Annotated in this window: 25 protein-coding genes; 11 read left to right on the top strand and 14 right to left on the bottom strand. The window is 68.6% G+C overall.

What is annotated here, in order from left to right:
- The first annotated feature begins 624 nt into the window (after positions 1–624).
- The 3 genes from GAS53_RS38460 to GAS53_RS38450 all read left to right on the top strand — a co-directional run bounded on the left by GAS53_RS38460 (position 625) and on the right by GAS53_RS38450 (position 4,751).
- Positions 625–2,058, top strand: coding sequence for an aldehyde dehydrogenase family protein (locus tag GAS53_RS38460; protein WP_151482407.1), 1,434 nt, complete (start codon positions 625–627; stop codon positions 2,056–2,058).
- Between the two features lie 125 nt (positions 2,059–2,183).
- Positions 2,184–3,617 carry an MFS transporter gene (locus GAS53_RS38455; RefSeq protein WP_151482406.1) on the top strand — a complete coding sequence of 478 codons (1,434 nt, stop codon included), beginning with the start codon at positions 2,184–2,186 and terminating at the stop codon, positions 3,615–3,617.
- Between the two features lie 309 nt (positions 3,618–3,926).
- Complete coding sequence (locus GAS53_RS38450; protein WP_151482405.1) at positions 3,927–4,751, top strand: helix-turn-helix transcriptional regulator; 825 nt, start codon at positions 3,927–3,929, stop codon at positions 4,749–4,751.
- 273 nt (positions 4,752–5,024) lie between these two features.
- On the opposite strand, the gene GAS53_RS38445 is transcribed toward GAS53_RS38450, so the two are convergent.
- Positions 5,025–5,474 (bottom strand): hypothetical protein, encoded by a 450-nt coding sequence (locus GAS53_RS38445; RefSeq protein WP_225859359.1) that lies wholly within the window; start codon positions 5,472–5,474, stop codon positions 5,025–5,027.
- A 430-nt stretch (positions 5,475–5,904) separates the two neighbouring features.
- On the opposite strand from GAS53_RS38445, the gene GAS53_RS38440 reads away from it, so the two are divergent.
- Positions 5,905–6,615, top strand: coding sequence for a helix-turn-helix domain-containing protein (locus GAS53_RS38440; RefSeq protein WP_151482404.1), 711 nt, complete (start codon positions 5,905–5,907; stop codon positions 6,613–6,615).
- On the opposite strand, the gene GAS53_RS38435 is transcribed toward GAS53_RS38440, so the two are convergent.
- From GAS53_RS38435 to GAS53_RS38410, 7 genes are all read right to left on the bottom strand, one after another.
- Entirely contained in the window at positions 6,597–7,175 is a 579-nt protein-coding gene (locus tag GAS53_RS38435) for a dihydrofolate reductase family protein (RefSeq protein WP_151482403.1), read from the bottom strand. The genes GAS53_RS38440 and GAS53_RS38435 overlap by 19 nt on opposite strands.
- Before the next feature lie 154 nt (positions 7,176–7,329).
- Complete coding sequence (locus GAS53_RS55505; RefSeq protein ID WP_192583463.1) at positions 7,330–7,602, bottom strand: hypothetical protein; 273 nt, start codon at positions 7,600–7,602, stop codon at positions 7,330–7,332.
- Between the two features lie 412 nt (positions 7,603–8,014).
- Positions 8,015–8,620, bottom strand: coding sequence for a hypothetical protein (locus tag GAS53_RS38425; RefSeq protein ID WP_225859358.1), 606 nt, complete (start codon positions 8,618–8,620; stop codon positions 8,015–8,017).
- 71 nt (positions 8,621–8,691) lie between these two features.
- On the bottom strand, positions 8,692–9,531 hold the full coding sequence (locus GAS53_RS38420) for a transposase family protein (protein WP_151482402.1): 840 nt from the start codon (positions 9,529–9,531) through the stop codon (positions 8,692–8,694).
- Positions 9,532–9,588: 57 nt separating this feature from the next.
- Positions 9,589–9,762, bottom strand: a complete 174-nt coding sequence (locus GAS53_RS56940; RefSeq protein ID WP_225859357.1) for a hypothetical protein — start codon at positions 9,760–9,762, stop codon at positions 9,589–9,591.
- Between the two features lie 18 nt (positions 9,763–9,780).
- Positions 9,781–10,110, bottom strand: a complete 330-nt coding sequence (locus GAS53_RS56935; protein WP_225859356.1) for a hypothetical protein — start codon at positions 10,108–10,110, stop codon at positions 9,781–9,783.
- Between the two features lie 201 nt (positions 10,111–10,311).
- The gene (locus GAS53_RS38410) at positions 10,312–11,283 is read right to left on the bottom strand and encodes an aldo/keto reductase (protein WP_151482401.1); all 972 of its coding nucleotides are present in this window, start codon (positions 11,281–11,283) and stop codon (positions 10,312–10,314) included.
- 148 nt (positions 11,284–11,431) lie between these two features.
- Here GAS53_RS38410 and GAS53_RS38405 point away from each other — a divergent pair, with 148 nt between their 5' ends.
- The 3 genes from GAS53_RS38405 to GAS53_RS38395 all read left to right on the top strand — a co-directional run bounded on the left by GAS53_RS38405 (position 11,432) and on the right by GAS53_RS38395 (position 13,724).
- On the top strand, positions 11,432–12,037 hold the full coding sequence (locus tag GAS53_RS38405) for a TetR/AcrR family transcriptional regulator (RefSeq protein WP_151482400.1): 606 nt from the start codon (positions 11,432–11,434) through the stop codon (positions 12,035–12,037).
- Between the two features lie 203 nt (positions 12,038–12,240).
- On the top strand, positions 12,241–12,567 hold the full coding sequence (locus tag GAS53_RS38400; protein WP_225859355.1) for an ester cyclase: 327 nt from the start codon (positions 12,241–12,243) through the stop codon (positions 12,565–12,567).
- Positions 12,568–12,626: 59 nt separating this feature from the next.
- The gene (locus GAS53_RS38395; protein WP_151482399.1) at positions 12,627–13,724 is read left to right on the top strand and encodes a Gfo/Idh/MocA family protein; all 1,098 of its coding nucleotides are present in this window, start codon (positions 12,627–12,629) and stop codon (positions 13,722–13,724) included.
- 238 nt (positions 13,725–13,962) lie between these two features.
- On the opposite strand, the gene GAS53_RS38390 is transcribed toward GAS53_RS38395, so the two are convergent.
- Entirely contained in the window at positions 13,963–14,466 is a 504-nt protein-coding gene (locus GAS53_RS38390; protein WP_151482398.1) for a DUF6262 family protein, read from the bottom strand.
- The gene (locus GAS53_RS56930) at positions 14,463–14,702 is read right to left on the bottom strand and encodes a hypothetical protein (RefSeq protein WP_225859354.1); all 240 of its coding nucleotides are present in this window, start codon (positions 14,700–14,702) and stop codon (positions 14,463–14,465) included. Before GAS53_RS56930 ends, GAS53_RS38390 begins: the two co-directional genes overlap by 4 nt.
- A gap of 883 nt (positions 14,703–15,585) precedes the next feature.
- Here GAS53_RS56930 and GAS53_RS38375 point away from each other — a divergent pair.
- Entirely contained in the window at positions 15,586–16,872 is a 1,287-nt protein-coding gene (locus tag GAS53_RS38375; protein WP_151482396.1) for a hypothetical protein, read from the top strand.
- Between the two features lie 60 nt (positions 16,873–16,932).
- On the opposite strand, the gene GAS53_RS38370 is transcribed toward GAS53_RS38375, so the two are convergent.
- Positions 16,933–20,700 (bottom strand): chondroitinase-B domain-containing protein, encoded by a 3,768-nt coding sequence (locus tag GAS53_RS38370; protein WP_225859353.1) that lies wholly within the window; start codon positions 20,698–20,700, stop codon positions 16,933–16,935.
- Positions 20,701–21,422: 722 nt separating this feature from the next.
- Between GAS53_RS38370 and GAS53_RS38365 the strand changes: the two genes are divergently transcribed.
- The gene (locus GAS53_RS38365; protein WP_151482395.1) at positions 21,423–21,839 is read left to right on the top strand and encodes a hypothetical protein; all 417 of its coding nucleotides are present in this window, start codon (positions 21,423–21,425) and stop codon (positions 21,837–21,839) included.
- 36 nt (positions 21,840–21,875) lie between these two features.
- Here GAS53_RS38365 and GAS53_RS38360 read toward each other — a convergent pair whose 3' ends face one another.
- Both GAS53_RS38360 and GAS53_RS38355 read right to left on the bottom strand, forming a co-directional pair.
- On the bottom strand, positions 21,876–22,058 hold the full coding sequence (locus GAS53_RS38360) for a hypothetical protein (protein ID WP_151482394.1): 183 nt from the start codon (positions 22,056–22,058) through the stop codon (positions 21,876–21,878).
- Positions 22,059–22,124: 66 nt separating this feature from the next.
- Positions 22,125–23,060 (bottom strand): EamA family transporter, encoded by a 936-nt coding sequence (locus GAS53_RS38355; RefSeq protein WP_225859352.1) that lies wholly within the window; start codon positions 23,058–23,060, stop codon positions 22,125–22,127.
- Between the two features lie 93 nt (positions 23,061–23,153).
- Here GAS53_RS38355 and GAS53_RS38350 point away from each other — a divergent pair, with 93 nt between their 5' ends.
- Positions 23,154–23,726 (top strand): helix-turn-helix domain-containing protein, encoded by a 573-nt coding sequence (locus tag GAS53_RS38350; protein WP_151482393.1) that lies wholly within the window; start codon positions 23,154–23,156, stop codon positions 23,724–23,726.
- Positions 23,727–23,792: 66 nt separating this feature from the next.
- Positions 23,793–24,350, top strand: coding sequence for a YbaK/EbsC family protein (locus GAS53_RS38345; RefSeq protein WP_151482392.1), 558 nt, complete (start codon positions 23,793–23,795; stop codon positions 24,348–24,350).
- 9 nt (positions 24,351–24,359) lie between these two features.
- Here the strand turns inward: GAS53_RS38345 and GAS53_RS38340 are convergent, their stop codons facing one another.
- Entirely contained in the window at positions 24,360–25,460 is a 1,101-nt protein-coding gene (locus tag GAS53_RS38340; RefSeq protein ID WP_151482391.1) for a cation diffusion facilitator family transporter, read from the bottom strand.
- Positions 25,461–25,481: the final 21 nt, after the last annotated feature.

Genomic DNA, 25,481 nt, shown 5'->3' with positions numbered 1-25,481 from the left:
CCGCATTCGTTAAATCCCCACGGCCCATACCGCCAGCCTGACCCCAACACCCCACTCACATCAGGAGATCCGAGAAACACCGCCTAGTGCTGCTCCTCCTGCTGCTGTTTGGATGGCGCGGCGGCAGGCGCCGACTTCCCGCCTGAAGGCGGCGAGGCGGTGAGGCGGTGAGGTTCTCGGGCGTGCTCAGCCACGTCGCAGGGTCCGTCGTCCGGCCCTCCAGTTGCTCCGTCATCGTGGCCTGCTGGTGGGCGTGGACGGCGGCGGCCCGCTGCGCCGGAGTGAGGGCGGCGGCCCGGTCCTGATGGTCGACGGCGTGCGAGGCCGCCTGGTCGTGGCTGTGGTTGTGTTCGCCGGCGTGCGCGGCCGCCGCAGAGGTCGCGGCATGGGTCGTCCCGCGAGGCGGCGTGCGCGGTGCGGGCGGCGCGGACCGCGTTCTGGGCGAGTGAGCCGCGTCGCCGCATGTGCGACGGCGGGTGCATGCGGTGACAGGCACACCTGCCGCGGGCCGGTCGGTGCGACACGACGCGCACCGACCGGCGGAAGGAGAAACGGAGCAGTGACTCAGATCATGGGCATGACTGAGCATGGATACCGCCTGAAAACCGATGTTTCCTGGGCGGCATGAACGAATCCGCTGAACTTCATTTTCCCGCCCCTTCGCACTGGATCGATGGTCGTGCCGTCCCGGCATCCGGGCCGCTGATCGACGTGGTGAACCCCGCTACCGGCGCCGTATTCGCTTCGGTGCCCCGGGGCACCGCCGAGGATGTCGACAGGGCGGTCGACGCCGCGACCGCGGCGTTCCCCGGCTGGTCCGCGACCTCGCCCGCGGACCGGGTGGGCGTGCTGAAGCGTGTGGTCGAGGGGATGCAGCTGCGCTCCGACGAGATCGCGTCCACGATCACCGCCGAGATGGGCGCCCCGATCTCCTTCTCACGTGCGGCGCAGGCCGGATTCCCGGTGGCGTCGACCTCCGCCGCGATCACCGCGGCCGAGCAGTTCCCGTGGACGGAGCAGGTGGAGAACTCGCTGATCGTGCGGGAGCCGATCGGCGTGGTGGGTGCCATCACTCCGTGGAACTTCCCGCTGCAGCAGCTGGTGACGAAGGTCGTGCCGGCGCTGCTGGCCGGCAACACGGTCGTCCTCAAGCCGTCCGAGATGTCACCTGTCAGTGCTCGGATCTTCGCCGAGATCGCCACCGACGCCGGACTTCCGGCCGGCGTCCTGAACGTCGTGCACGGTACGGGCCCCGTCGTCGGCGAAGCGATCTCCCGGCACCCGAAGATCGACATGATCTCCTTCACCGGGTCCACCGCGGCGGGCAAGCGTGTCTCCGTGGCCGCGTCGGAGACGGTCAAGCGGGTCGCGCTCGAACTGGGTGGCAAGGCCGCCCACATCATCCTCCCCGACGCCGACCTCGACGAGGCCGTCATCCGCGGTCTGGCCTTCGCCTGGGGCAACGCCGGTCAGGCCTGCGGTGCCTACGTACGCATGCTCGTTCCCGCCGACCAGCAGGACGAGGTGGTGGAGAAGCTGAAGGCCGCCGCCGCCGAGTACGCGGTGGGCGACCCCCAGGACGAGGCCACCCGGATGGGCCCGCTCGCCTCGGAGACGCAGCGCGAGCGCGTGGAGGGCTATATCAAGCGAGGGATCGCCGACGGCGCCACCCTGGTGGTCGGCGGGCCCGGACGCCCGGAGGGCTTCGAGACCGGTGCCTACGTCAAGCCCACCATCTTCTCCGACGTCGACCCCAACTCCGTCATCGCACAGGAGGAGATCTTCGGCCCCGTCCTGGTCGTGATCCCCTACACCGACGACGACCAGGCCGTCGAGATCGCCAACAGCACCATCTACGGCCTCAACGGTGCCGTCACCGGTGAGCAGGACCACGCCATGGCGATCGCCCGGCGCCTGCGCGTCGGCCAGGTCGACATCAATGGCGGAGCCATCAACTTCCAGGCCCCCTTCGGTGGTTACAAGCAGTCCGGCAACGGACGGGAGATGGGCCGCGCCGGGATCGAGGAGTTCCTCGAGACCAAGGCGATCACCCGCTGATCGCCACCGCACCACCACAACTCCCCGGAAGGTGATCCGCCCTTCCCGGGCAGGGCGGCCGCAGGTGACCACCACATCATCTGCGGCCGCCCCCGTCGTTCACCATGAACACGAAGAGACGTCGTATGAAGAGCTCCGTTGCCCCCAGACCCCGTGTGACGGCCGGCGTGCTGGCGCTCGCCGGGGTCACCGCCGCACTGACCCAGACCCTGGTGGTGCCGCTGCTCACCGATCTGCCGCGTCTGCTGCACACCGACCCCGGCAATGCCTCCTGGCTGGTCACGATCACTTTGCTGACGGCCGCGGTCACCACCCCGGTGGCCGGACGGCTCGGGGACCTGCACGGAAAGCGTCGCGTGATCCTCGTTCTCCTGGCACCCCTTGTCGCGGGTTCCTTCCTGTGTGCCGTGGCCGATTCTCTGACACCGATGCTCATCGGGCGCGGGCTGCAGGGCATGAGCATGGCAGTCATATCCCTCGGTATCAGCGCCCTGCGCGACGTCATGCCCCCGCGGGAACTGAGCTCCGCGATCGCGCTGATCGGCTCCTCCCTGGGCATCGGAGGCGCACTGGGACTACCGCTGTCCGCGGCGATCGCGCAGACCACCAGCTGGCGCGTCCTGTTCTGGGGAGCCGGTGCGCTGGGCCTGCTCGTCGCGGTTCTCGTACGCCGATTCCTGCCCGACACCCCTGCCCGCTCTCCGGGCCGGTTCGACCTGGTCGGAGCGCTGGGCCTGAGTACCGGCCTGACCCTGTTGCTCGTAGTGCTCTCCAAGGGAGCGGCCTGGGGCTGGACAGAGCCGACCATCCTCACGTTGCTCGCCTTCGCCGTCGTCGTGCTGGTCGGCTGGGGCTGGTGGGAACTGCGGGTCCCCCACCCCCTGGTCGACGTGCGCCTGGCCCGCCGCACACCCGTGCTGCTGACCCATGCTTCCTCCCTGGTCATCGGGTGTGCCATGTACGGTCAGACGTTGATCGTGCCGCAGTTGCTGCAGCTGCCCACCTCCACCGGATACGGGCTGGGCCAGTCCATGCTGGCCATGGGGCTCTGGATGGCACCCTCTGGCCTGGTCATGATGGCTGTCGCGCCCTTGGGGGCCCGACTGTCGGACGCGCGCGGCCCCAAGACCACTCTTGCCGCGGGCAGTCTCGTCCTGGCACTGGGCTACGGCATCTCCCTGATGTGGCTGAGTTCGCCGTGGGGCCTTTTGATCGCCACCAGCATCGGCGGGGCGGGTACAGGGCTGGCCTACGGCGCGCTGCCCGCGCTGATCATCGGGTTGGTACCGAACACGGCGACCGGCTCAGCGAACAGCCTCAACACACTGATGCGTTCCATCGGTAGCTCGGTGTCGGCCGCAGTGGTCGGTGCCGTACTCGCCGGGGCCGTGTCGGCCGAAAGCCGGGGCCTTCCGCTGGAAAGCGGATTCCGACACACCCTGATGATCACGGGCGCCGCGGCGCTGGTGTCCGCGGTGGTCGCCCTCTGCATTCCCGTCGCCCGACGAAGTCGGTCAGGGAGTGTCTCGCGGGGGGCAGTGTCCGAAGTGGACGCGTGACAGGCACGACCGAGACAACACATCCCTCGGGGACATCGGCACGGAGGCTTTTGCTCATCCCGGGCCCACCAGCGCCGCTCCACGCCCGCGAGGACAGAAGAAGCAGTTGTTACGCGTCACGGGACCGGCCCGCAAGGGACCTACGGACCTGATACCGGAGGGCTCACATGCTGCGTGGCGCGTACTCACAAACCGCTCCACGCACCGGGCACAGTGAGCGATCGCTTGAACAGCAACTGCGGGGAGCAGCCACGGACCACCGACTCCCGTGAGGGAAACATCAAAAAGCCGAGAGAAGCAGGACGAGATATGGCGGACCGAACCGGACTTGCGGCCTTCCTCCGGACACGCCGTGAGGCCTTACAGCCGGAAGACGTCGGGCTGCCCCGTGGGCGTCGCCGGCGTACCGGCGGGCTGCGCCGGGAGGAGGTAGCGGCGCTGTGCGACATGTCCTTCGACTACTACAGCCAGCTCGAACAGCCGCGCGGACCCCACCCCTCGGAGCAGATGCTCACCGCGATCGCCAGCGGCCTGCGCCTCTCGCTCGAGGAGCGCGATCACCTGTTCCAGCTCGCCGGGCACGCCCTGCCACGCAGGGCACGGCGCGGCGACCACATCAACCCGGGGATGATGCGCATCCTGGATCACCTGGCCGACGACACGCCCGCCCTGGTGGTCAACCATCTGGGCGAGGCCCTGAAGCAGACCCGGCTGGCCGTCGCACTCCTGGGCGACCAGACTGCCTACACCGGATGGGCCCGCAGTGCGCACTACCGGTGGTTCACCGATCCCGCCTCCCGCCTGGTTCCCCTCAGCGACCACCCGGAGCAGAGCCGGCTGCTGGTGGCGGACCTCTACGGCGCCTACACCCGCGACGGCGGCGACTCGCGTGCCGCCGAACTCGTCGACGCGCTGTGCAAGGCCAGCCCCGAGTTCGCCGCGCTGTGGCGCGAACACCCCGTGCTGGGCCCCTACTGCGCGGCCACGCGCTTTCAGCACCCGCAGGTCGGAACGCTGGAATTGCACTGCCAGACACTCATCGACCCCGACCAGTCTCAACGGCTCCTGGTCTACACCGCGGTACCGGGCACGGAGAGCCACACCGGGCTCCAACTCCTGTCCCTCCTCGGCTGAGATGCCGCCCGACAAGTCTCCGTGGCCGCCTGGAGATCGGCACACGGGCCCGGGCAGCCCCGGGCGAAGTCCGCCCCAGAGCGCGAAACATCCATCCCGCCCGCACCCACGCCACAGCATCAAGCCCGCCACTCGCGCATCAATCACCCCGAAGGCCCTCCATCCTCTCCCCCACGGCGCTGGATTCACCCGCCGGAATGCAAACCGCATCCTGGACTGGCCACATTCCCCATCGTGCTGCGGCAGAGCATGTGCCCCCCGACTCCGCCGTGCTTACGAGCCGGCCCTGGACACCACCCGGGTCGCGCTGAACTCGTATCCGCCGCCAGGCCACTGCCAGGCGCCAGTCATTACGTTGCGATCGGCGCTGAATGTCGCTCGCGCGAACGCGGGTGACCCCTTCTGGCCGCCCCAGATGGTCAGCACCTCGCCTTCCAGCTCCCAGGTGTAGTCAAGAGTGTCCCCGCTGTCGGTGTAGGCCCGTGAAGAGATGGTCTCGGCGGCCTGCTCGGCCATGAATGGCTTCTCATAGCCGATGACCTCGGTCACGTGGTGCGTCTCACCGCCTTGGGTCAGACTCGCTCGCTGGATCAGGAAGTGCCCGCCGCGCATCCACGAGTACGTCGTCTCGCCCTCCGCTTCGCCGCTCAACTTCCATGTTCCGACGAGCACGTCGAGGGCTTTGAGCTGGGGGCGCGCGTCGTCGTTCACCGAGTACGTCACAAGGTCTCCTTCGGTAGGGCCACGGGGCTTGCGGCCGTCGCTGAAGGAAGACCGGATGTACGTGCTCAACTCATCGGTCCGGTCCCGCTCAGCGCAACCCACGGTGTCCTTTCTTGACCCACTCGCACGTAGCCAGGGACAGGGCGAAGCCGACATCGCTTGCGTCGGTGAACCAGACCGCTTCGTCGCCGGTTCAGTGTCGGCGACGAAGCGGATAGGCGGGCGGCCGCGGAGCGCGTCGGCCATGCGGACGACGTCGTGGCCGGCATCGAGTGAGGGGCTTTTGTGCCGGTCAAGGCCGGGAGTTCGGTGCTCATGCCTTTCCTCTTGTCGATGCTCGGCAGTTCTAGTACTCCAGCCTGGTTTCACGATCTATCCGGTGGGTTCGTCGGCCACGACGCGGTTGCCCGACGCGACGTATCCTTCGCCCGTGGAACTGTGCTTCGAGACGCGCCCGTCTGACTCGCCGTGGGTTGACACTGTGTGGACCTGCACGAGCGAGCACGTCACGGCGATGACGTCCGTCGCAGGGGTGCGCTGGGGCCTGGTGTTCTGGGAGCAGGACAGCCGGGCGTACGCGGGCATCACCGGTCCCGAGACCCGGACCGGCACGGCGCCGGTGCCGGAGGGCGCGACCTTCACGGGCATCGAGTTCGCCGTGGGCACCTCGTTACGGGCCGTGCCCACGGCGGCGCTGGTCGACGGCGGCGTCGAGCTCCCCGACACCATGCGCCGGACGTTCCGGCTGGACGGCGCCCGCTGGGAGACGCCCAGCCCCGACGACGCCGAGGCCCTGGTCGAGCGTCTCGTCCGGGCCGGGATTGTGGTCCGTGACCCGCTCGTCGCCGAGGTGCTGCGGGGTCACCGCCCGGCCGTCTCGGGGCGCACGGTCGAACGCCGGTTCCGTGCCGCGACCGGGCTGACGCGGGGTGCCGTCCGGCAGATCGAGCGGGCCCGCACGGCGGCGGAGCTGCTGGCGGCCGGCGACCCGGCCGCCGACGTCGTCGCCAAGCTCGACTACTTCGACGAGCCGCACCTGGCCCGGGCACTGCGCTCCTATGTCGGACGCACCGCCAGGCAGCTGCGCGAGGGCGCCGGCGGCGCGATCGCCCTCGACCTGGATCAGCGTTTGACGTCGTAGACCAGCTTCAGGATCCCGTTCGAGTAGCTCTCCGATTCCCGCAGCGCCAGCACCTGCTTGTCGCGGTCGGCCCGGCCGAACACGCTCTTCCCGGCGCCGAGCAGCACGGGGAAGACGAGCAGGTTGTACTGGTCGATCAGGCCCGCGTCCGACAGTCGCCGGGCCAGCTCCGCGCTCCCGTGGATGAAGATCGCGCCGCCCTCGCCCTCCTTGAGCGCGGCGACGTCCTCGGTCGAGCGCAGGATTGTCGTCGGCCCCCACCCGTCGACGAGGGCATCGTCGGACAGCGTGGTCGACACCACATACTTGGGCAGCTCCTTGTAGTCGGCGTGGTCCTCCGAGCCGGGCCAGACCCGCGCGAACGCCTCGTAACTGCGGCGGCCGAACATCAGTGCCGTCGTGTCGGCGAGCTCCTCGCCCTTCAGCGACCAGGCTTCCGGGACGAACTCGAGATCCTTGAACACCCAGCCGCCGCTGCGGTGCTCCTCCCCCGGCCCGCCGCCGGGCGAGTCCACGACGCCGTCGAGCGACATGAAACCGGTGTAGACCAGGTCACGCATGGTGTTGTCTCCTCATGATCGGGCGAGCTGCTGGGCCCACGTTAGATCGCGGCTGCGGCGGCCGTCTTGGACGGAAACGACAGCGGGTTCAGAACGCGTACCGGAACACCGCCGCGACCGGCCTGCCCTCGGGCACGTCATCGACGCGCACGGGTCAGTCGAGGAAGTCGCCGACGAGCGCGGCAAGTTCGTCCGGTGTTGCCAGACGGATGCCGAGGTCTTCGGCCTTGGCCCGCTTGGACCCGGCGCCCTCTCCGGCGACGACGTGACCGGTCAAAGGGGCGCCGGCCCCGGTCACCGTCCGCCGTGACGCGCGCGACACGCCGGGGCAGGGCGTGAGCCAGGGGCGCTCGAAGTCCTCGACAATCGATCCCAACTCCCCTGCAAAACTTGGGGTGTTCGAGGTGTTTTTCGAGACATTCGGCATGGCGTTTCCGTAACGCAGTTCCGTGACGCCCGCCGCTGACGGCAGGCCCGCACCCGGCAACGGTCCGGGCAGTACACCGCCGCCTTCGATCGCTCCACCCCCACCGTCCACGACCGCTCGCACACCGGGCACTCCGCCCGCTCTCCCCGCTTCATCGCGGCCACCCGCTGCCGGGTCCGCTGAAGCCTCCGCCACTGCCGTGACCTGCACCGACCCGAGCAGAACACCGCCTCCGCCGCCATAGTCTGCGGCAGCGGATCACCGCACTCCCGGCCGTACCGCCGAGCCGTCCCGCCAACCCCCACACCTCAGATCATCCAGACGCACGCACCTCACGGCCAGGGATCAAAAACACCTACTGAGCTTGTGCTTTATCTTCGGGCGTCACGCAGAGTCATGGACTCGGCCAGCCTTAGCAAGGCTGGCGGGGTGGCAGAGTCGCGCGGTCGCGCCAGTAGTCCGCGTCCTGTGGATCGCTTAGCCATCCGGCCATCCGCTCAGCGCAGGTCGCGAATGCCTGGGGCAGCGAGGCTTCTTCACCGACCACAAGGCGGAGGGCCTCGACATTGTGAGTGGCGTGATCGGTGTCGCACCAGCAGGCCACGTTCACTGCCGCATCTACTGCCAGCAGGCCCTCGTTCGTCCACTCCACGTCCAGATGGAACTCCAGTCCATCTCCTTCAGCTGACTGCTCGATGACCCCCAGGCCGAGGACGACGTGCGTCCACGGCCGTGAACCGGGGAAGACTGCATGGTCCGGTGCCCATTCCCACTCTGCCGGACCACCGGCCATACGAGCCGCGTCGACCGTGCGGGCCGTGCGCCTCAAGGATTCCACGTCGGCTGCTGAGAGGTGCGGGAAGAGCGTGGTCAACGGGACGTTGCCGAAAGGCTCCCGGGGCATGGTCGTGGCCCGATCATCCAGCACCTGCCTGAGGCCCTCGAACAGGGCTCGTACTTTTGATGTGTGCTCGCTGTTCGCCGATTGAGCACTGTGCATCGTGAAGTTGCTGGTCACGGGTCTGGCGTGCGCGGGGTTCGGGATGCTCGTGCTGGTCGTGGGTGGATGACTTCGGTGAAGATCGTCGGTCACCGGGACACTTCGCGGTTCGTGAGGACGAGCAGGGCCCTGACCAGGGCGGTCGCCCAGGTCGGGTCGGTGCGGACTTTGCCGAGCACGCGCCAGTTGTTGAGATGGGCGAAGCCGTGCTCCACCGGTGCCCGGACCGCTGCCAGTGCGGTGTTCGACAGCTTCTGTCCTCGTGTCAGGGGCCGGTTCCGGGCGGCCTTGTAACCGGTGATCACTGCGGGGCCGGTGTCGGGGCCGCTGTCGTCGAGCCCGACGAAGCCCAGGTCGGCGATCGCCCCGAGACCGGCCGCCCGCAGCTTGGCGGTGAGCTGGTCGTGTCGACAGGCGGTGATCTCCGAGGTCCGTCCGGGCCGGGCCGCCGAGACCCAGAGCAGCCGGCCGCCATCGTCGGTGAGCGCGATCACGAGCAGGCCCTGGCATTTGCTCTCGCCGGAGTAGTTCTTCCGGTTCTCTTTGCCGGAGCGCCGGCGGGTGCGGATCAGCGTGCCGTCCAGCAGCACCATCCCGCCACCCTTGCGGGCGATCCTTTTGAGGGCGCGGTCCAGGCGCGGGGCGCGGGCGGCCAGCAGGCCGACGACTTCCCTGACCCACCGGGTCACAGTGGTGCGGTGTATCCCGTTGCCACCGGCCAGATCACCCGGCCGCTGGTCACAACGCAGTACGGCCAGCACGAGGGCGGCGATCCGTCCCGGAGGCAGGGCCCGCCACCGTGACCTGATCTTCTTCAAGTGGCCGCGGATCAGGCCGGCGCGCCAGTTCAGGATGGCACTCGACAGCGGCAGGCGGGCAGTGTAGACAAGGCCGTCAGGGCCCTCGACGGGATGGTTGTTTTTCTTCACACCAAACTCAACTGCCGCCGGGGGCCCGCCAGTTACGCCCCGTCGGCGCCCGCCTCCCTACGCCTGGGAGCGTGCGGCGAACCTGCCGTCAGGACGCTTGTGCAGCCAGCCGCGGTCGGCGAGCTTGGTCATCTTCGCCCGCAACGGTTCCAGCTTCCCGCGCACCGTCACCTCAAGGCCCAGCTCCTCGCCGACGGCCCTGACCTGCACCGGGCCGTCGGCAGCCCGCACGATCGCCAGGATCTTGCGCTAGTCAGCAGGCAGCGCGGCCTCATCGCCCGTCCCGCCGCGGTGCGGGATCAGCAAAACCGCCCGTCCCGCCACCCGGGCCGCCGTCGGGGCGACGGCCGCGGCGGCCTCCTGCACAGCCCGGTCCTGTTCGGCCAGCCGGTGCAGGACCCGCTCGGCGATCACCAACTCCTCCCGCTCGGCCTGGACCTCCGCCAGCTGCTTGGCCAACTCCTCGGCGAGCGTGTCCAGTTCATTACGGCGAGCCGTGATCCGCTCCAGCTCCAGCATCCCCACGCCCTCCCCGCGCTCTCCCAGCACCGGCCCGGTCAGGGATCGTAGGAGGGGCACGGCGGTCGGCGCAGCAGAACCCGACAACGGCCCTGGCGACAGGTCAGACGATCTTCACCATGGACACCCGCCGACGACCAGCGCGAGTACCCCGCACACCAGACCCGTGACCTGCGTACTTCATGTTGCACAGTCTCATTGGGAATGCGGCACTCTTCGCCCGGATGCCGACCCGCGGCGTGCGTGTTGGTACGTCTTCGATCAGCGGTCGATGGCGGCCATGGTGTCCGCGTCGTAGCGCTCGCCGGAGGCCTGGGGCAGGTCGTTCAGGCGGGCGACGTGGCTGGCAGTGAGCTCGATGTGGTCGGCGGCGGCGTTCTCCTCCAACCGGGCGACTCGCTTGGTGCCGGGGATGGGCGCGATGTCGTCACCCTGGGCGAGCAGCCAGGCCAAGGAGACCTGTGCGGGCGTGGTGTCGACCTCGGCGGCTACGGCCCGGACCTCGTCGACGATTCGCAGGTTGCGTTCCAGGTTGCCGTCGGCGAAGCGGTGGTTGGTACGGCGCCAGTCGTCGGCGTCAAGATCGTTCAGGGAGCGGATGCTGCCGGTGAGGAAGCCGCGGCCAAGCGGGGAGTACGGCACGAAGCCGATACCCAGTTCACGCAGGACGGGCAGGATCTCGGCCTCCGGGTCGCGGGTCCACAGGGAGTATTCGGACTGGACCGCGGTGACCGGATGCACGGCGTGAGCGCGGCGGATCGTGGCGGGGCCGGCCTCCGACAGGCCGATGTGGCGGATCTTGCCTTCGGCCACCAGTTCGGCCAGCGCGCCAACGGTCTCTTCGATGGGCGTGCTGGGGTCCACCCGGTGCTGGTAGTAGAGGTCGATGTAGTCGGTACCCAGGCGCTTCAGTGATCCCTCCACGGCCAGGCGGATGTTGGCCGGGGTGCTGTCCGGAGCCGAGCCACCGGTGTGGGAGATCAGTCCGAACTTGGTCGCCAGCACGACCTCGTCTCGGTGCCCCTGCACGGCCCGGCCGACCAACCCCTCGTTGATGAAGGGGCCGTACCCCTCAGCGGTGTCGATATGGGTGACCCCGAGGTCCAGAGCGCGGTGGATCGTGCGGATCGACTCGTCGTCGAACTGGCCGGCGCCGGTGTAGAACGCCGACATTCCCATGGCTCCGAGACCGATGCGCGAGACCTTGAGGCTGCCGAGCGAAATGCTTTTCATGGCGCGGACTTCCCTTCCCATCACTTAAGTACCGGTCGGTGCAGAACCGTAGCACATCAAGACCGATCGGTACTGAACAGCGTTCGCCACCTTGGCAGGATGAAACTGCCGGTCAGCGTAGATCTGTACCGAGGGGTACGCTTGCGGCATGAGTGACTCCCGTAGGGCCGTCATGGGTCGGCCTCGAGGATTCGACATCGACCAGGCGCTGGAACGGGCGATGCGGGTGTTCTGGGCGCGAGGGTACGAAGGTGCAAGCCTCGCTGAACTGACCGGCGCCATGGGGATCACCAAGACGAGCATGTATGCGGCCTTCGGCAACAAGGAGCAGTTGTTCCGCAAGGCCCTCCAGCGCTACGGCGCGGGGCCGGCCGCCTACGCCACGCGCGCCCTGGAGGAGCCCACCGCACGGGCTGTGGCCTTGGCGTTCCTCCGCGGAGCGGTCTGCACCACGACCCCTCCCGGCGGCCCCTCCGGGTGCCTGACCGTGCAGGGTGCGCTGGCGTCGAGCGACGAGAGCCGGGCCGTCCACGACCTGCTTGTCGACTGGCGCAACGACGCGGGGGTCCGTCTCGAGGAGCGCTTCCGGCGCGCCGTCAACGAGGGTGATCTTCCGCGCAACGCCGACCCTCGGCGCCTTGCCCGGTTCATCATGACGATGGGTTTCGGCATCGCGGTGCAGGCCGCCAACGGCCTTGGTCCTGCTGAGCTCGATGAGATCGTCGACACGGCGTTGCTCGGCTGGCCTGCGTAGCGGCCGCACCCCTGTGCTCGCCCCGGTGAGACATTCTCCGCACGTGAGGGCCGTGACGGTGCGGCAAAACTTCGGTACCGTCCGGGACAGAAGTTTCGAGCAGTGGTTCCTCCCCCTGCCGACGATCAACGCGACGAAACCGTCAAGGGCCGTCGCGAAAACACCGAGCATGACCTCCGCTCCGGGGGCCGAAGAAGGAGATCATGTCCGACACCGACCTGCGCGAGTTCTACCTGCGCTACATCGGGGCGCTCAACGCCCACGAGATCTACCGCATGGACGAGTTCATCAACGACGAGACCACCCTGAACGGCGAGCCGGGCACTCGGGGCCAGGTCATCGCTGTGCTGAACGGCGACATCGACGCGGTCCCGGACTTCCACTGGGAGCCCCGGGAGATCGCGGGCGGTGGTGATCGCCTGGCCGCCCGTCTGACCAACACGGGCACGCCCGCCAAGCAGTGGCTCGGCGTGGCTCCCACCGGGCGCCTCGTTCGAGATCGTCGAGTACGCCATCTATCACGTTCGTGACGGGCGGTTCGTGCACATGACGGCCCTGCACGACGCCGAGACCCTGAGGCGGCAGCTCGGTGCCTGACCCCCGTAAGCCGATCGGCGTCGGCATCGTCGGCCTGAGCGCCACGGGAGGCTGGGCGGCCGGGGCTCACCTGCCCGCGCTGAGAGCCGTCGACGGGATCGAGCTTCGCGCGCTGGCGGCGAGCTCCGAAGCCTCGGCCCAGGCCGCGGGAGCGGCGTATGGCGTACCCGCGTACACGTCGGTCGAGCAGCTCGCCGGCGACGAGAACGTCGACCTCGTTGTTGTCGCCGTCAAAGTGCCCCAGCATCGGGAACTCGTGTTGCCCGTGCTGAAGGCGGGAGTGCCGGTGCTCTCCGAGTGGCCGCTCGCCGTCGACCTGCGCGAGGCCGAGGAGATGGAGCGTGCCGCCGGGACGACGCGCACCTTCGTCGGTCTTCAGGGACGCTCCTCGCCTACCTTCCGCTGGCTGGCCGACCTCGTGTCCGAAGGATTCGTGGGGGAAGTGCTCTCCGCCACCGTCGTGGCGTCTTCGACCGAATGGGGCACTCCGGTGTCTCCGAACATGGTCTACACGCTCGACCGCAAGCTCGGGGCCACGATGCTGACCATCGCGTTCGGACACGCGATCGACCTGGTGTCGATGGTCGTCGGCGAGCTTCAGGAAGTGGTCGCTACGACCGCGACCCGGCGCCGCCAGGTTCCCCTCGGGCGCACCGGGCAGGTCGTTCCGATGACCGCCGAGGACCAGATCGCGATCTCGGGCACCGTGGCGGGCGGGGCGATCCTGTCCGTCCACCACCGTGGAGGCGCGGCATCGAGTGCAGGGTTCTCTCTGATCATCGACGGCACGGAGGGGAGACTTGAGATTACCGCCGCCGAGTTCCCGCACGTCGGTCCGGTCACGGTGCGTGGCACACGCAGCGGCGGTCGGCCTACGAAGGTCACGCTGCCCAGCGGCTACGACGACTATCCCGGCCTGGCCGGAACAGTGATCCACACGCTGGTGCACGCCTACGCCGCGATTCGGGACGACCTCGTCCACGGAACGGCTGTCGCCCCGGACTTCACCCACGCCGTCAAGCGCCACCGACTCCTTGACGCGATCGTACGGTCCGCCGCCACAGGCCAACGAAAAGCCCTCCATCCTTAGGCGCGCAGCCAGTCGATTTCGACACTGTCCGACATCACTTCGCCACATCGGCCCCTGCCATGTGTGCCGGCATACTCGGCCGCACGCTGACCGATCGAGAGCGGACACGAGCGAGCGTGGCGTTCGGCGCAGCAGAACCCGACAACGGCCCTGGCGACAGGTCAGACGATCTTCACCATGGACACCCGCCGACGACCAGCGCGAGTACCCCGCACACCAGACCCGTGACCTGCGTACTTCATGTTGCACAGGTCTCAAGGCGTTCTTGCAAGGTGCGGTGTTCCCGGGTGAGTTGTTGGACGCGGCGCTTGAGCGTGATGTTCTCGGAGGTCAGAGCCTGAACCGACTCCCCCGGGACCATCTGGTCGAGGTCGCGGAGCTTTCCCGTCAGCTCGCCGATCTGCTGCCGTTGCGCGAAGACCTCCTTCTGCGTGCGGCCGAGTTCGGCCTCAGCGTTCAGCGCGCGTTCGCGCCAGGACGCTTCGATCTGCTCGTGCTCGGCCTGGGCTGCTCGGACTTGGCGAGTGCGGCTGGCGTCGACCGCGTCGCTCACGAGCGTGCGGGCCTTGGAGTTCTCGTAGAGGAACGTGACGGACACGCCAGCTCGTTCTGCGACGGCCCGGACGGTCAGGCGACCGCGTTCGCGGCGAAGCTGACCGATGGCTTTCTCGACCTGCTCGAGCTTCTGCGTGGCCTGGCGGCGGCGTGCTTCGATCGCCGCCGTAGTGGCATGAGGATTCATGCAGCCTCACCCTCCGTGTCGAGTTCCGCGAGCTCACGCGCCCGGAACGACGTGCTCCAGACGCGCCCGAAGTAGTCCTGCGGGCGGCGGAGGTCGAGCGAGAGCGCCTCTTCAAGGAGGCCGAAGCTCTCCAGGGCCTTCTCCAAGCCGGCGATCGCCCGGGCCGTGGGTTCGAATACCTCGTGCAGGTAGTCGCGGTCGCGCTGTCCGGCGCTCGCTCGGCGAGCATCCGCCACTGCTCGCGCTTGCGGTGCCAGTAGACGAGGTCCGCTCCGGACATCACGAACTCCTGGCAGCTGTGGCAGTTCAGACCCCATGGACATGCGTCACCGTTGACGACGGGCTGGAAGGTGCAAAAGCCGCCCTCGGCGGGTGTGGATTTGCGGGTGAGGTCGATGGCCAGGGCCTCGGCTCGTGGCCTACGGCGGGGGTGTGACCTCGGGCTTCTTGCGGTGTCTCGGGCCGTGGCCAAACCGTCCAGTCTCACGGCCGTGTCCAAATCCTCAGGCCGACCGAGGGCGACGATCAGCTGACCTGCGCTGTCTCACGAGCTGTCACGCCTCATTAGATCTTGCAGATGTGGGGCCGTTGACCTGTGGGGTGACAGGTTGAATGCGACTCACGACGGGCGAGGCGCAGCCAGCGTCGCGCACGCATCTCATCGATCATGGCGAGGGAGGTGCTTGTCGAGCTGGGCCTCGTCAGGACGCCGAGACGCCCGCTTCCAGAATTCCCAGTGATGGTGGCTGATTCCAGGCCAGGCCCTGGTGTTTCTCTGCGGAGGTCGATGTCTGTGAATTCTGGGCGCTGGCACAGATCTTGGGGAGCGGTCGCGGAGGGCGACCGCGGTGTTCGATTGTGTTGGGCTGAGGCCCTGAATGCGGCTACGGCCTGTGGCTGGCCCATTGGCTGTGCGATCACATCCTGCTCGACCATCCCGACGGCCTCCGCGGCGAGATCGATGCCAGCTGTCATCATCCCCTCGCGACAGAGGGCTCCACCCGATTCGAGGTCGGGACCGGTCCCGGCCCACCAGTGGTCGCATGTGCTGGTGTCAGGGGTGCCCGCCTGGTCACCGACCGGGGGCGGCCTCGCAGGTCACGGAACGCGGAGAGTCGGATGAGAAGTCCGGTACGTGAAGTTGTCATCGCCCTGGCTGCAGTTGCTCTGTTGGCCTCGTGCACCGGAGGCCCGGCCGGGGAAGGCGACGGTCCGGCCGCCTCCGGCTCGCCCACCCGGAAGGCCCTCGACCTCAGCGGCGATCCACGGGCTGCGGCGCCCTTGGCGTTCGACAGCAAGGCGGCCCATGTCCTGCCGACCGGCCCGAAGGGCTTCCCTCCTATCAATTTGCACGGGCGTGCGGCCTGGCTCACGCACGCGTCCGGCGTGACGATGTACAACCTGGCCACGGGCAAGGCCGTCACCACCATCAAGACCCAGAACACGCCCACGTACGATGTGCCGGCGCCACGCGATCTGAGCAAGAAACAGGCCGAGATGGTACGAAGCCGCGTGTCGTTCCCTGTGTCGGTGCAGATCGGCGGAGTACCGGCCGTGGTCGCCGTCGTGCCGGTCCAGCTCGCCAAGAACGGCAAAGGTTCGGCCCAGGCCGGGCTCGAGGTGATCGCGGCCCGGGCGGACAACGGCAAGCTGATCTGGCGGCTTCCCGTGGACATCTACGGAGACCCGGAGGGCAAGCTCGGCGCGCAACTGGTTGAGCCCGGGGACGGTTTGGTGACCGTCACCTGGACGGAGAATGACTCCACGTTCATGGGAGGCACCTTCGCGTTCTCCCTTGACGACGAGCCCCGCATGCTGTGGCAGCGTGCGGGCTTCGGGATGGTCGGCCGATCCGGCGACGCCCTTCTGGGGTTCCGCTATGAGCCGGACGAGGAATTCTCGCTGGCCGGTGTCGCCGCGTCCAACGGCCGTGACCTGTGGGCCAAGGAGGTGCCCGCCGGAGCCACCTGGGGGGTCAAAGGGAACGGCACACCATTGGCCAAACTCGTCGACGCCGGCGAGCAGGCGCAGCTGATCGAGATCGCGACCGGCGACTTCGTCCTGTCCAGGCGAGCCGGCCCGACCAGCCGCATGAACTGCGAACACGGCGAGGGCGGCACCGTCCTGCTGTGCGCCTCGAAGCAGGACGGGGCGCTCGCGGTGGACAAAACCGGCAAGATCTTGTGGCGCCGGGCGGCGGGTGACGGCCCGGGCGACTGGAACGCCACTGTGGAAGCCGAGTTCAAGGATCTGTTCTACGCCAAGGGCAAGGACGGAGCATTCGTCGTCGATGGGCGTACCGGACGAACGGTCAGCGCAGACGTGGGAATCGTGCCTGATCGCGTCAACGCCTATGCCGCGCTGGTCTACACCGACAACGGCATAGAGGTCCACTTCGCCAAGTGAGCGCGTACGTACGACCGGTGGCGGGGCTGGCCCGCCACCGGTCCTTTCGCGCGGGGCGTCCTACACGGCGCCGGGGCCGACGTCCGTCGCGCTGAGCGGAGCCCGCGTGACCGTGGACGACGACCGCTCGTCGGCGCCGGCGTCGACGCCGTCGGCGCGAGCCTGGCCGTCCATGTCGTCGGTGACGAAGGCGTGGCCGCCGGTGCCGGTGTCGATCGCCGGGCTTCCCGCACCGATCCGGTACAGCGATCCGTCGGAGGCGAGCAGCGGGTCGACCGCCCTGACGGAGCCGGAGGGCACGGACACGCCGACGGTCGCCGATCCGGTCGGCCATGCGATGTTCCCGGCGTAGGCCATGTTCACGGGCTTCTTGACCTCGTTGAGCAGCTTGCCCCGGCTGCCCGTGACGACGTTGTCGGCGATCACCGAGTCGACCGGGGCGAGGTTGTAGTTGGCGCCGATCTCGATGTTCGACACGTTGTTCACGAAGGTGTTGTTCACGACGGTCGCCCGGTAGACACGCCAGTGCGCGTTCAGCGCGCCCGAGGTGTCCACGTCGCCGCCGTCGATCTGCAGCGCGGCGTCGTAGCCGGTGCCGGTCAGGCCCTCGAAGTAGTTGTTGTAGACCTTGTGGTCCTGGCCGTAGATGCGGATCCCGCCGGTTCCCGCCTTGCCCTCCCCGAAGAAGAAGTTGCCGTAGAACTCGCCGCGGTTTCCGTGCCGTTGGGACAGGACGCCCTGCGAGGCGCGGAAGGTGTTGTGGCGGACGATGTTGTCGTTGCTCTTGACGGAGACGATCTCCGGATCGCCGTCGCACCTCTCGAAGAGGTTCGACTCGACGACGGTGAATCCGCTCGACTGGGACATTCCGCTCCAGCCGACCCGGACGGCTTCCATCTCGTTCTCCGCGCGGGGGCCGATGTCGCGGAAGTGGTTGTGGTCGATGCGGTCGTGCTGTGACTGCTGCTTCTCGAATCCGTCGATGGTGATGAAGTTCCCGGTTTGGTGCTTCTCCTCGAACAGGTTGTGATCGATCCGGTTGTGGTGGCTGTTCTCACCCTGGATGATCACCCACTTCAGCGAGGACTCCTCGGTCAGCCGGAAGTGGTTGCGGGTCAGCCGTACGTTGTTCGAGCTGGTGATCTTCAGTGTGTTGCTGTTGGTGAACTTCAGCCCCTGGAAGGTGACGTAGGAGGAGTTCGCCACCTCCAGTTGTCCGTCGCCGATCACCGCCTTGCCGCGGTTCTCCGCGACGACAGTGATGGGCTGGGCGGCCGTTCCGTTCTTGCCGGTCATCTTGCCGATCGAGTACGTGCCGTCCGCGAGCACGATGCGGTCCCCGGGCCGCGCGTCCCCGAACGCGCTCTTCAACGCGGTCGAGTCGGCGACACGGACCGTGCGGACGGGGGGCGGATCCGTTGGATCCGTCGGATCTGTCGGATCCCCGCCGCCGTCACCGCCCTCGTCGGCTCCGTAGATGTCGGTCTCGGTGATGCTGGTCCAGTCGTTGACCGTGGTGCCGTGACCGACGATCCGCACGTAGCGGGCCGAGGTATCGGCGAAGTCGTACTTCTGCTGCTCAAGTGTGCTGCCGCTGCTGGTCTTCCGGGCCAGCACGGTCTTCCATGACGATCCGTCGTCGGAGAGCTGGACGTCGAAGGTGTTCTTTCTGCTGTTCCCCTGGTGCCAGGCGACCGACGTCGACCCGACGGTCTGCGCCGAGCCGAGGTCGTAGCGGATCCACGCCCCGTCGCCCTGCGACGACCAGCGGGTGCTCAGGTTGTTGTCCAGGGTGTTGGCGGGAACGTTGCCGTCATCGGGACTCGCCGTGACGCCCGTGACCTGGACCGGAGAGTCCCCGCCGGGATCGGTGGGATCGGTGGGGTCCTCGCCCGCCGGCTCGATGTCGTAGGTCCGGACCCAGTCGACCTCGAACACGGCCGGGCGCAGGCCACTGTCGCCGGTGAAGTTGTCCAGCTGGATGACGAGGTTCCCCAGGGGCATGTCCTGGATGTTCCCCCGGTCGGCGTTCGCGCCGTCCGCCCGCCGGAACCATTCGACACCGTCGACGTAGCCGACCAGCGCCTTGGGCGTCCACTCGAAGGCGAAGTTGTGCCACTGCGTCATGTCCATGGGGCAGAGCTCGGGGTGTTCCTTCTCGTCCGACGGGCTCTTCGGGTAGTGCAGGAATGCGGCGAGGCACTGCGATTCGGGGTCGGAATTCTCGACCCAGTCGTACTCCCCGTTTTCGAGCCGGTTGCCGTCGGTGGGCCAGATCAGGTGCAGTGGGTGGTAAAGCCCGCCCTCCGAGCCGGTGTTCCGTGAGCGGGACCGGATTTCCCACCGGCCGTACTGGGTGGCCTCGTGCTGCCTGATCCACCCCGTGTCGCCGTTCGCCTCACCCCGCATGGTCATCATGCCGTCCGCGACGGTGCTGTTCTTCCCGCACCGGCGGCCGTTCTTGCCGTGGCCCTCCCAGCATTGGGCCGTGCCGCCGACGCTGCCCGACGGTACGTCCCACTTCGCGGGGTTGACCGGGCCGGTGTAGTCGAACTCGTCGGATATCGGCAGCGGGGTGCCCCAGCCGTGGCGCTTGGCGGCCTCGGTCGAGTCCCCGTCGCCGCCGCTGCCACCGTCGCCCCCGTCACCCCCGCCGTTGCCGTTGCCGTGCGTGACGTTCAGCCCGTAGATCTTCACCTGGCCGTAGTTGTCAGCGCTGCACGGATCCGAGTTGTCGCAGTTGGCCTGCGTGTACGCGCCCGCCTTGAAGTAGGCGCCGGAGAAGTTCTTCGACAGCGTGGTCTGCAACACGCCGTTGTAGTACGCCTTGATCTTGCCGTCGCTGACCACGAACTTCGCCTGGAACCTCGTCCCCAGCTGGTAGTTCTCCGTCACCAGCTTGTGATGCTTTTCGTCGCCGTCGGTGACGTAGAGCTTCGTGCCTTCCAGGCGGAAGACGCTGAGGTCGTCGGAGCCGCCGTGGATCTGCCCGGCGACGACGTTCGGGGTCTTCTTGGGGAGATCCGTGATGGCCTGGTCGATCACCATCGTGTGGGTGCCGGACGTGGACGACCAACTCGCCTTGGTCTCCCCCGAGTCCGTCATCTCCCGCAGCTCAGAGCGGGGGTACTTGGAGCCGCTGGTGGTGACTCCGTTGACCGGGGCCCGGAACCGGACGGTCGCGCAGTCGTCGGCCGTGGTGAACCAGGGGTCGTTCGCGTATGTGGCGAGTTCCGGCTGGTAGACGTTGGTGGGGGACTCCTCCTTGCCCACGGGCAGCCCGATGTACCAGTTCGTCAGGTCCAGCACGTCGGCCGGGTACGCACAGGAGCCGCCGCCACCGCCGCCGTCGGCCCCGTTGATGTCGGTCTCGGTGATGCTGGTCCAGTCGTTGACCGTGTTGCCATGGCCGACGATCCGCACGTAGCGTGCCGAGGCGTCGGCGAAGTCGTGGTTCTGCTGCTCAAGTGTGGTACCGCTGCTGGCTTTCCGGTTCAGGACCGTGGTCCACGACGATCCATCGGCGGACAGCTGGACGTCGAAGGTGTTCTTCCTGCTGTTCCCCTGGTGCCAGGCGACCGACACCGACCCGACGGTCTGCGCCGAGCCGAGGTCGTAGCGGATCCACGCCCCGTCGCCCTCGGACGACCAGCGGGTACTCAGGTTGTTGTCCAGGGTGTTGGCGGGAACGTTGCCGTCATCGGGACTCGCCGTGACGCTCTTGACCTCCAGCTGAGAAGTGTCGGCGGCCGACGCGACCGGGTGGAACACACCCGAGACTCCGACGGCGACCGCACCCACTAACAGCGCATGAAACATGCGTCTCATAGGGCCTCGCTTCGATTGACAGCCCCGGGCGACCGAGACGGCTGGTCCGGGGCCGGACGGTTGTGGTCAAAAACCGTGAGGTGGCGCACCTGAGGCGGTGCTCCGAATGCGGAGGTACTGTGTCAGTCCTGTGACGGGACGGGTCCCGCCCACCTCACCCATACCGTTCAGCCCACTCCCCGGGGCTCCTGGGCCGCCGGTGCGGACAGCGACGCCCTGACTCGAGGGACGGGACCCGTCCCGTTCCGCCCGTGGCCGAATCTGCCGACATCAAGAGTGCAGGTCACGGAACGCGGAGAGTCGGATGAGAAGTCCGGTACGTGAAAGCGCCATCGCCCTGGCTGCAGTGGCTCTGTTGGCCTCGTGCACCGCAGGCCCGACGGCGGGCGACGGCAGTCCGGCGGGCACCGGCTCGCCCACCCGGAAGGCCCTCGACCTCACCGGCGATCCACGGGCTGTGGCGCCCTTGGCGTTCGACAGCAAGGCGGCCCATGTCCTGCCGACCGGCCCGGCGGATGACCGCATCCGGCGGACTGGATCGGGCTGTAGCACGCTCGCAACACTCACAAGAGCGCTGTTCTCGCACCTGGTGAACGGCGAAGGAATCGAACGTTGACACGTCAATCGTTGATGTGTCAACTTACTCGTGAGCTCCCCCACAGAACTGAGGAGCCATGGGTGCACCACCAGAGGGGGCCATATTGCCGTGGAGGAGCGACCCCATGTCCCACAAGAACTCTCAAGTGAAGCCTCCGCTCAATGAGCGCGTGCTGGCCATCGGCATCCGCGCTGACGCGTTTACGCAGGACACTTTGCCGCCGCAGTTTTCGACGCTCGAGGAGCTGGCCGCCGCGCTCGATCGCGGCTGGGCGGATCTCCAGGCCGCAGGCATCGACGGCGAGGTGTGCGGAATCGGCCTGGACGTCGACGAGGCCGAGGCCGAGCTGCGCCGGAAGTTCGACGGGCAGTCGTTCGGAGTGGCGCTCATCGGCGGCGGCATTCGGAACGTCCCGGAGAACACCGTCCTGTTCGAGCGGATCGTCAACGTGCTCATCGACCTCCAGCCGGGCATCCGGTTGAGCTTCAACACGCATCCGAACAACGCGCTCGAGGCGCTGCAGCGCTGGCTTGGCCGCTAGGCCGACCGGGCGTTACGCGCCGCCAGTCGGCGGGCTTCACCGGCCGCCGACGCTGACGACGATGGCGACCACCGCGGCCAGCGCGCCGACCGTGGCGAGCCCGGCCGTGACCGGGCTGCTCAGCGACGGGCGGCGGAGCACGACGCAGAAGACGGCGCCGGCGATCAGCAAGACGACCAGCACCAGCAGCAGGACGACCAGCAGCGCAAGCGTGGACATAATTGGTTCCCCCCTCGGATCGGGTAAGCAGTTCTTGGCAGCAGGGTCGGCGCGCAGCAGCCTTGATCATTCCGGGGCCACCGACCAGGACTTCCGGACAGGCTGCGCCAGAGTCACGGACACGCGGGTTAGCCCCGCAACCCTGCTCTGACCAGGCCGTTTACAGGAGCGTGTGTTCCCTGTCACAGGGTCGCGGTGGGTAGGCGGCCAGGACTGGCACCGACGGGGCGACGATGGCACCCGCGCGGCCCCTATTTCCATCGGGTAGAGCGAGGCGAGGACGGCGGCCACGGTGACCGGGCCGCGCTGGGCGGCCAGCGAGTACGTGCCGTTGGCGGCCACGTCCGCGAGGCCGACGAACGCCAGGGCAGGCAGGGACCCCCACGCGACCTTCGGAGGAGCCTCGGTGCCGCGCCGGACGGAGACGTACAGGGCCGTGCCGCCCGCGAGGACGTTCGTGACGCGCTGGACGAACAGGGCGAGGAAGAGACCGGTGAGCGTCGTCGAGGCCTCGGCGATCAGGGCCATCACCGCGCCGAAGCCGAAGGCCGCGATCAGGGTGAGCAGCACGGCCTGGCGCTGTACGGGGGCGCCCCTGAACTGCGGGCCGCCCGCGAGTACGACGCCCGCGACGGCGACCGCGATGCCCGCGAACTGCAGCAGGCCCGGACGCTCGCCGAGGACGAGCCCGACCCCCACCGGGACGGCGACTCCGAGGGAGCCCAGCGGTGAGACGACGCCCATCGGGCCCAGGGCGAGCGCCTTGTAGAAGGCCAGCATCGCGACGGGGCCGACGAGGCCCGCCGCCACCGCGAACCACAGCTGCGGGCTCGCCTCGCTCCAGGCGCCCGTCGCGAGGACGATCGCGCCGAGCACGGCCGCGGCGATCGACTGCGAGACGACCACCACCGTCAGCGCGGACGTACGCCGTGTCAGCAACCCGCCGCCGAAGTCGGCCAGCCCCCACAGGAGGCTTGTGGCCAGGGCGAAGAGTGCTGTCATGGGACGCCTCGCAGTACAGTTCGGTGAACGATCCGGTGCACCACACCGTAGTTCAATGCATTGAACTCTGTCATCCAGAATATTGGACGGAATGTGTCGGACCTCGACCTGCTGACCCAGTCCCTGGCGCGCAACGTCAAGCGCTGGCGGAGCGAGCGCGGCTTCACCCTGGAGACGCTCGCCGCCCGTGCCGGGGTCAGCCGCGGCATGCTCATCCAGATCGAGCAGGCCCGCACCAACCCCAGCCTGGGTACCGTCGTCAAGATCGGCGACGCGCTCGGCATCAGCATCACCACGCTGCTCGACTACGAGCAGGGCCCGAAGGTCCGGATCGTCCCGGCCGAGCAGGCCGTGCGGCTCTGGCACACCGACGCGGGCAGCTACAACCGGCTTCTCGCGGGCACCGAGGCGCCCGGCCCGCTGGAGATGTGGGACTGGCTGCTGATGCCGGGCGAGGGCAGCCCTTCGGACCCACACCCCGCCGGCACGGTCGAGCTCCTCCACGTCACGAAGGGCGAGCTGACGCTCACCGTCGACGGCACGGAGTACCGGGTACCGGCAGGCGCGAGCGCCTCCTTCGAGGCCAACACCCCCCACACGTATGCCAATTCGGGTGACGCGCCACTGGAAATGATCATGACCGTGTCGGTCCCGGGCGTCCACTGAGACCCCCCGGAGACCATCGCCCGGGGCTTCGTCCGGGGCTGTTCGTACGGCTGTTAGCGTGCCGTCATGCGCGCACCCATCGGACACTTCGACAACGCCACGCCCGCTCCCGACTGCCTCGACACGCTGATCCGCCCGGTCGCCGATGCCGTACGCCACTGGCGCGGCAGCGTCCCCGCCGACCAGATCGTGTACGTCGACACCGAGCCGGAGTGGGCAGACACCGCCACGTTCCTCGAGCACTACGGTCCGGAACTCCTCGACCAGTCCGCGAACTGCGTGGTCGTCGCGGGCAAGCGCGGCGGGGAAGCCACGCTCGCCGCGTGCGTCGTCCTGTCCGCCACCCGGGTCGACGTGAACGGCGCGGTGCGCCGCCAACTCGGCGCGCGCAAGGCGTCGTTCGCCTCGATGGACACGGCGACCGGCGAGACCGGCATGGAGTACGGCGGGATCACGCCGATCGGACTTCCCGCGGACTGGCCGGTGTTGGTGGACTCGGCTGTGGTCGACCTTCCGTACGTGCTCGTCGGCAGCGGCCGCCGCCGGGGCAAGCTGCTCGTTCCGGGGAAGGCGTTCGCGGAGCTGCCGAATGCCGTGGTGCTGGAGGGACTCGGGGTTGCCTGATCCCGAATCTCAGACCGTCGCGTGGTGGGCCAGAGCCTGATGAGGGTCGGTCTCGCCCGGCGCGGGTGACGGGTCCGCGTGGACCAGGGCGGCGGTGAGGCCGGGGACGGCGTGCAGCAAGGCGTGTTCGGCCTCGACCGCGATGCCATGGGCCTGCCGCACGCTCGCCTCGCCGTCGACGACCACCGCCACCTCGGCCCGCAGCCGGTGGCCGATCCAGCGCAGCCGCAGCTCGCCGACCCCCTGCACGCCCGGCACCTCGCGCAGCGCCCGCTCGGCCGTGTCGACCAGCGCCGGGTCGATCGCGTCCATGACCCGGCGGAAGACCTCGCGCGCGGCGTCGCGCAGCACCAGCAGCAGGGCCGCCGTGATCGCCAACCCGACCACCGGGTCGGCGAGTTGCCACCCGAGCGCCGCGCCGCCCGCGCCGAGGAGCACGGCGAGCGAGGTGAACCCGTCGGTGCGCGCGTGCAGTCCGTCCGCGACGAGCGCGGCCGAGCCGATCTCGCGGCCGACGCGGATGCGGTAGCGGGCCACCCACTCGTTGCCCGCGAAGCCGATGACGGCCGCCGCGGCGACGACCGGGATGTGCTCGACGGGGCGTGGCGCGAACAGCCGGTCGATCGCGGTCCAGCCCGCGAAGACCGCGGACGCTGCGATCGTCAGCACGATCACCAGGCCCGCCAGGTCCTCGGCCCGGCCGTAGCCGTATGTGAACCGGCGCGTCGCCGCTCGTCTGCCCAGAACGAAGGCGATGCCGAGCGGTACGGCGGTGAGTGCGTCCGCCGCGTTGTGCACGGTGTCGCCGAGCAGCGCGACCGAACCGGAGACCGCGACGACGACCGCCTGGGCCGCGGCGGTCGCGCCGAGTGCGGCCAGGGAGATCCAGAGGGTGCGGATGCCTCGGGCCGAGGACTCCAGGGCGGGGTCGACCTTGTCGGTGGTCACGTGGGAGTGGGGGGTGAAGAGGTGGCCGAGGCGGTGGGAGAGGCGGCGGCCGTGCGCCTTCCCGTGCCCTTCCTCATGATGCCCGTGCCCGTGCCCGTGCCCGTGCCCGTGCCCGTGCCCGTGCCCGTGCTGATGGGTGTGCCCGTCGTGCTCGGCGCTCACAGGGGTCCCCTTTCCGGTTTC

It is taken from the genome of Streptomyces albicerus, from assembly GCF_008905045.1.
In the GTDB taxonomy this organism is placed as follows: domain Bacteria; phylum Actinomycetota; class Actinomycetes; order Streptomycetales; family Streptomycetaceae; genus Streptomyces; species Streptomyces albicerus.
The sequence above is the reverse complement of the archived record's forward strand: the minus strand, read 5'-3'. Positions and strand labels throughout refer to the sequence as shown.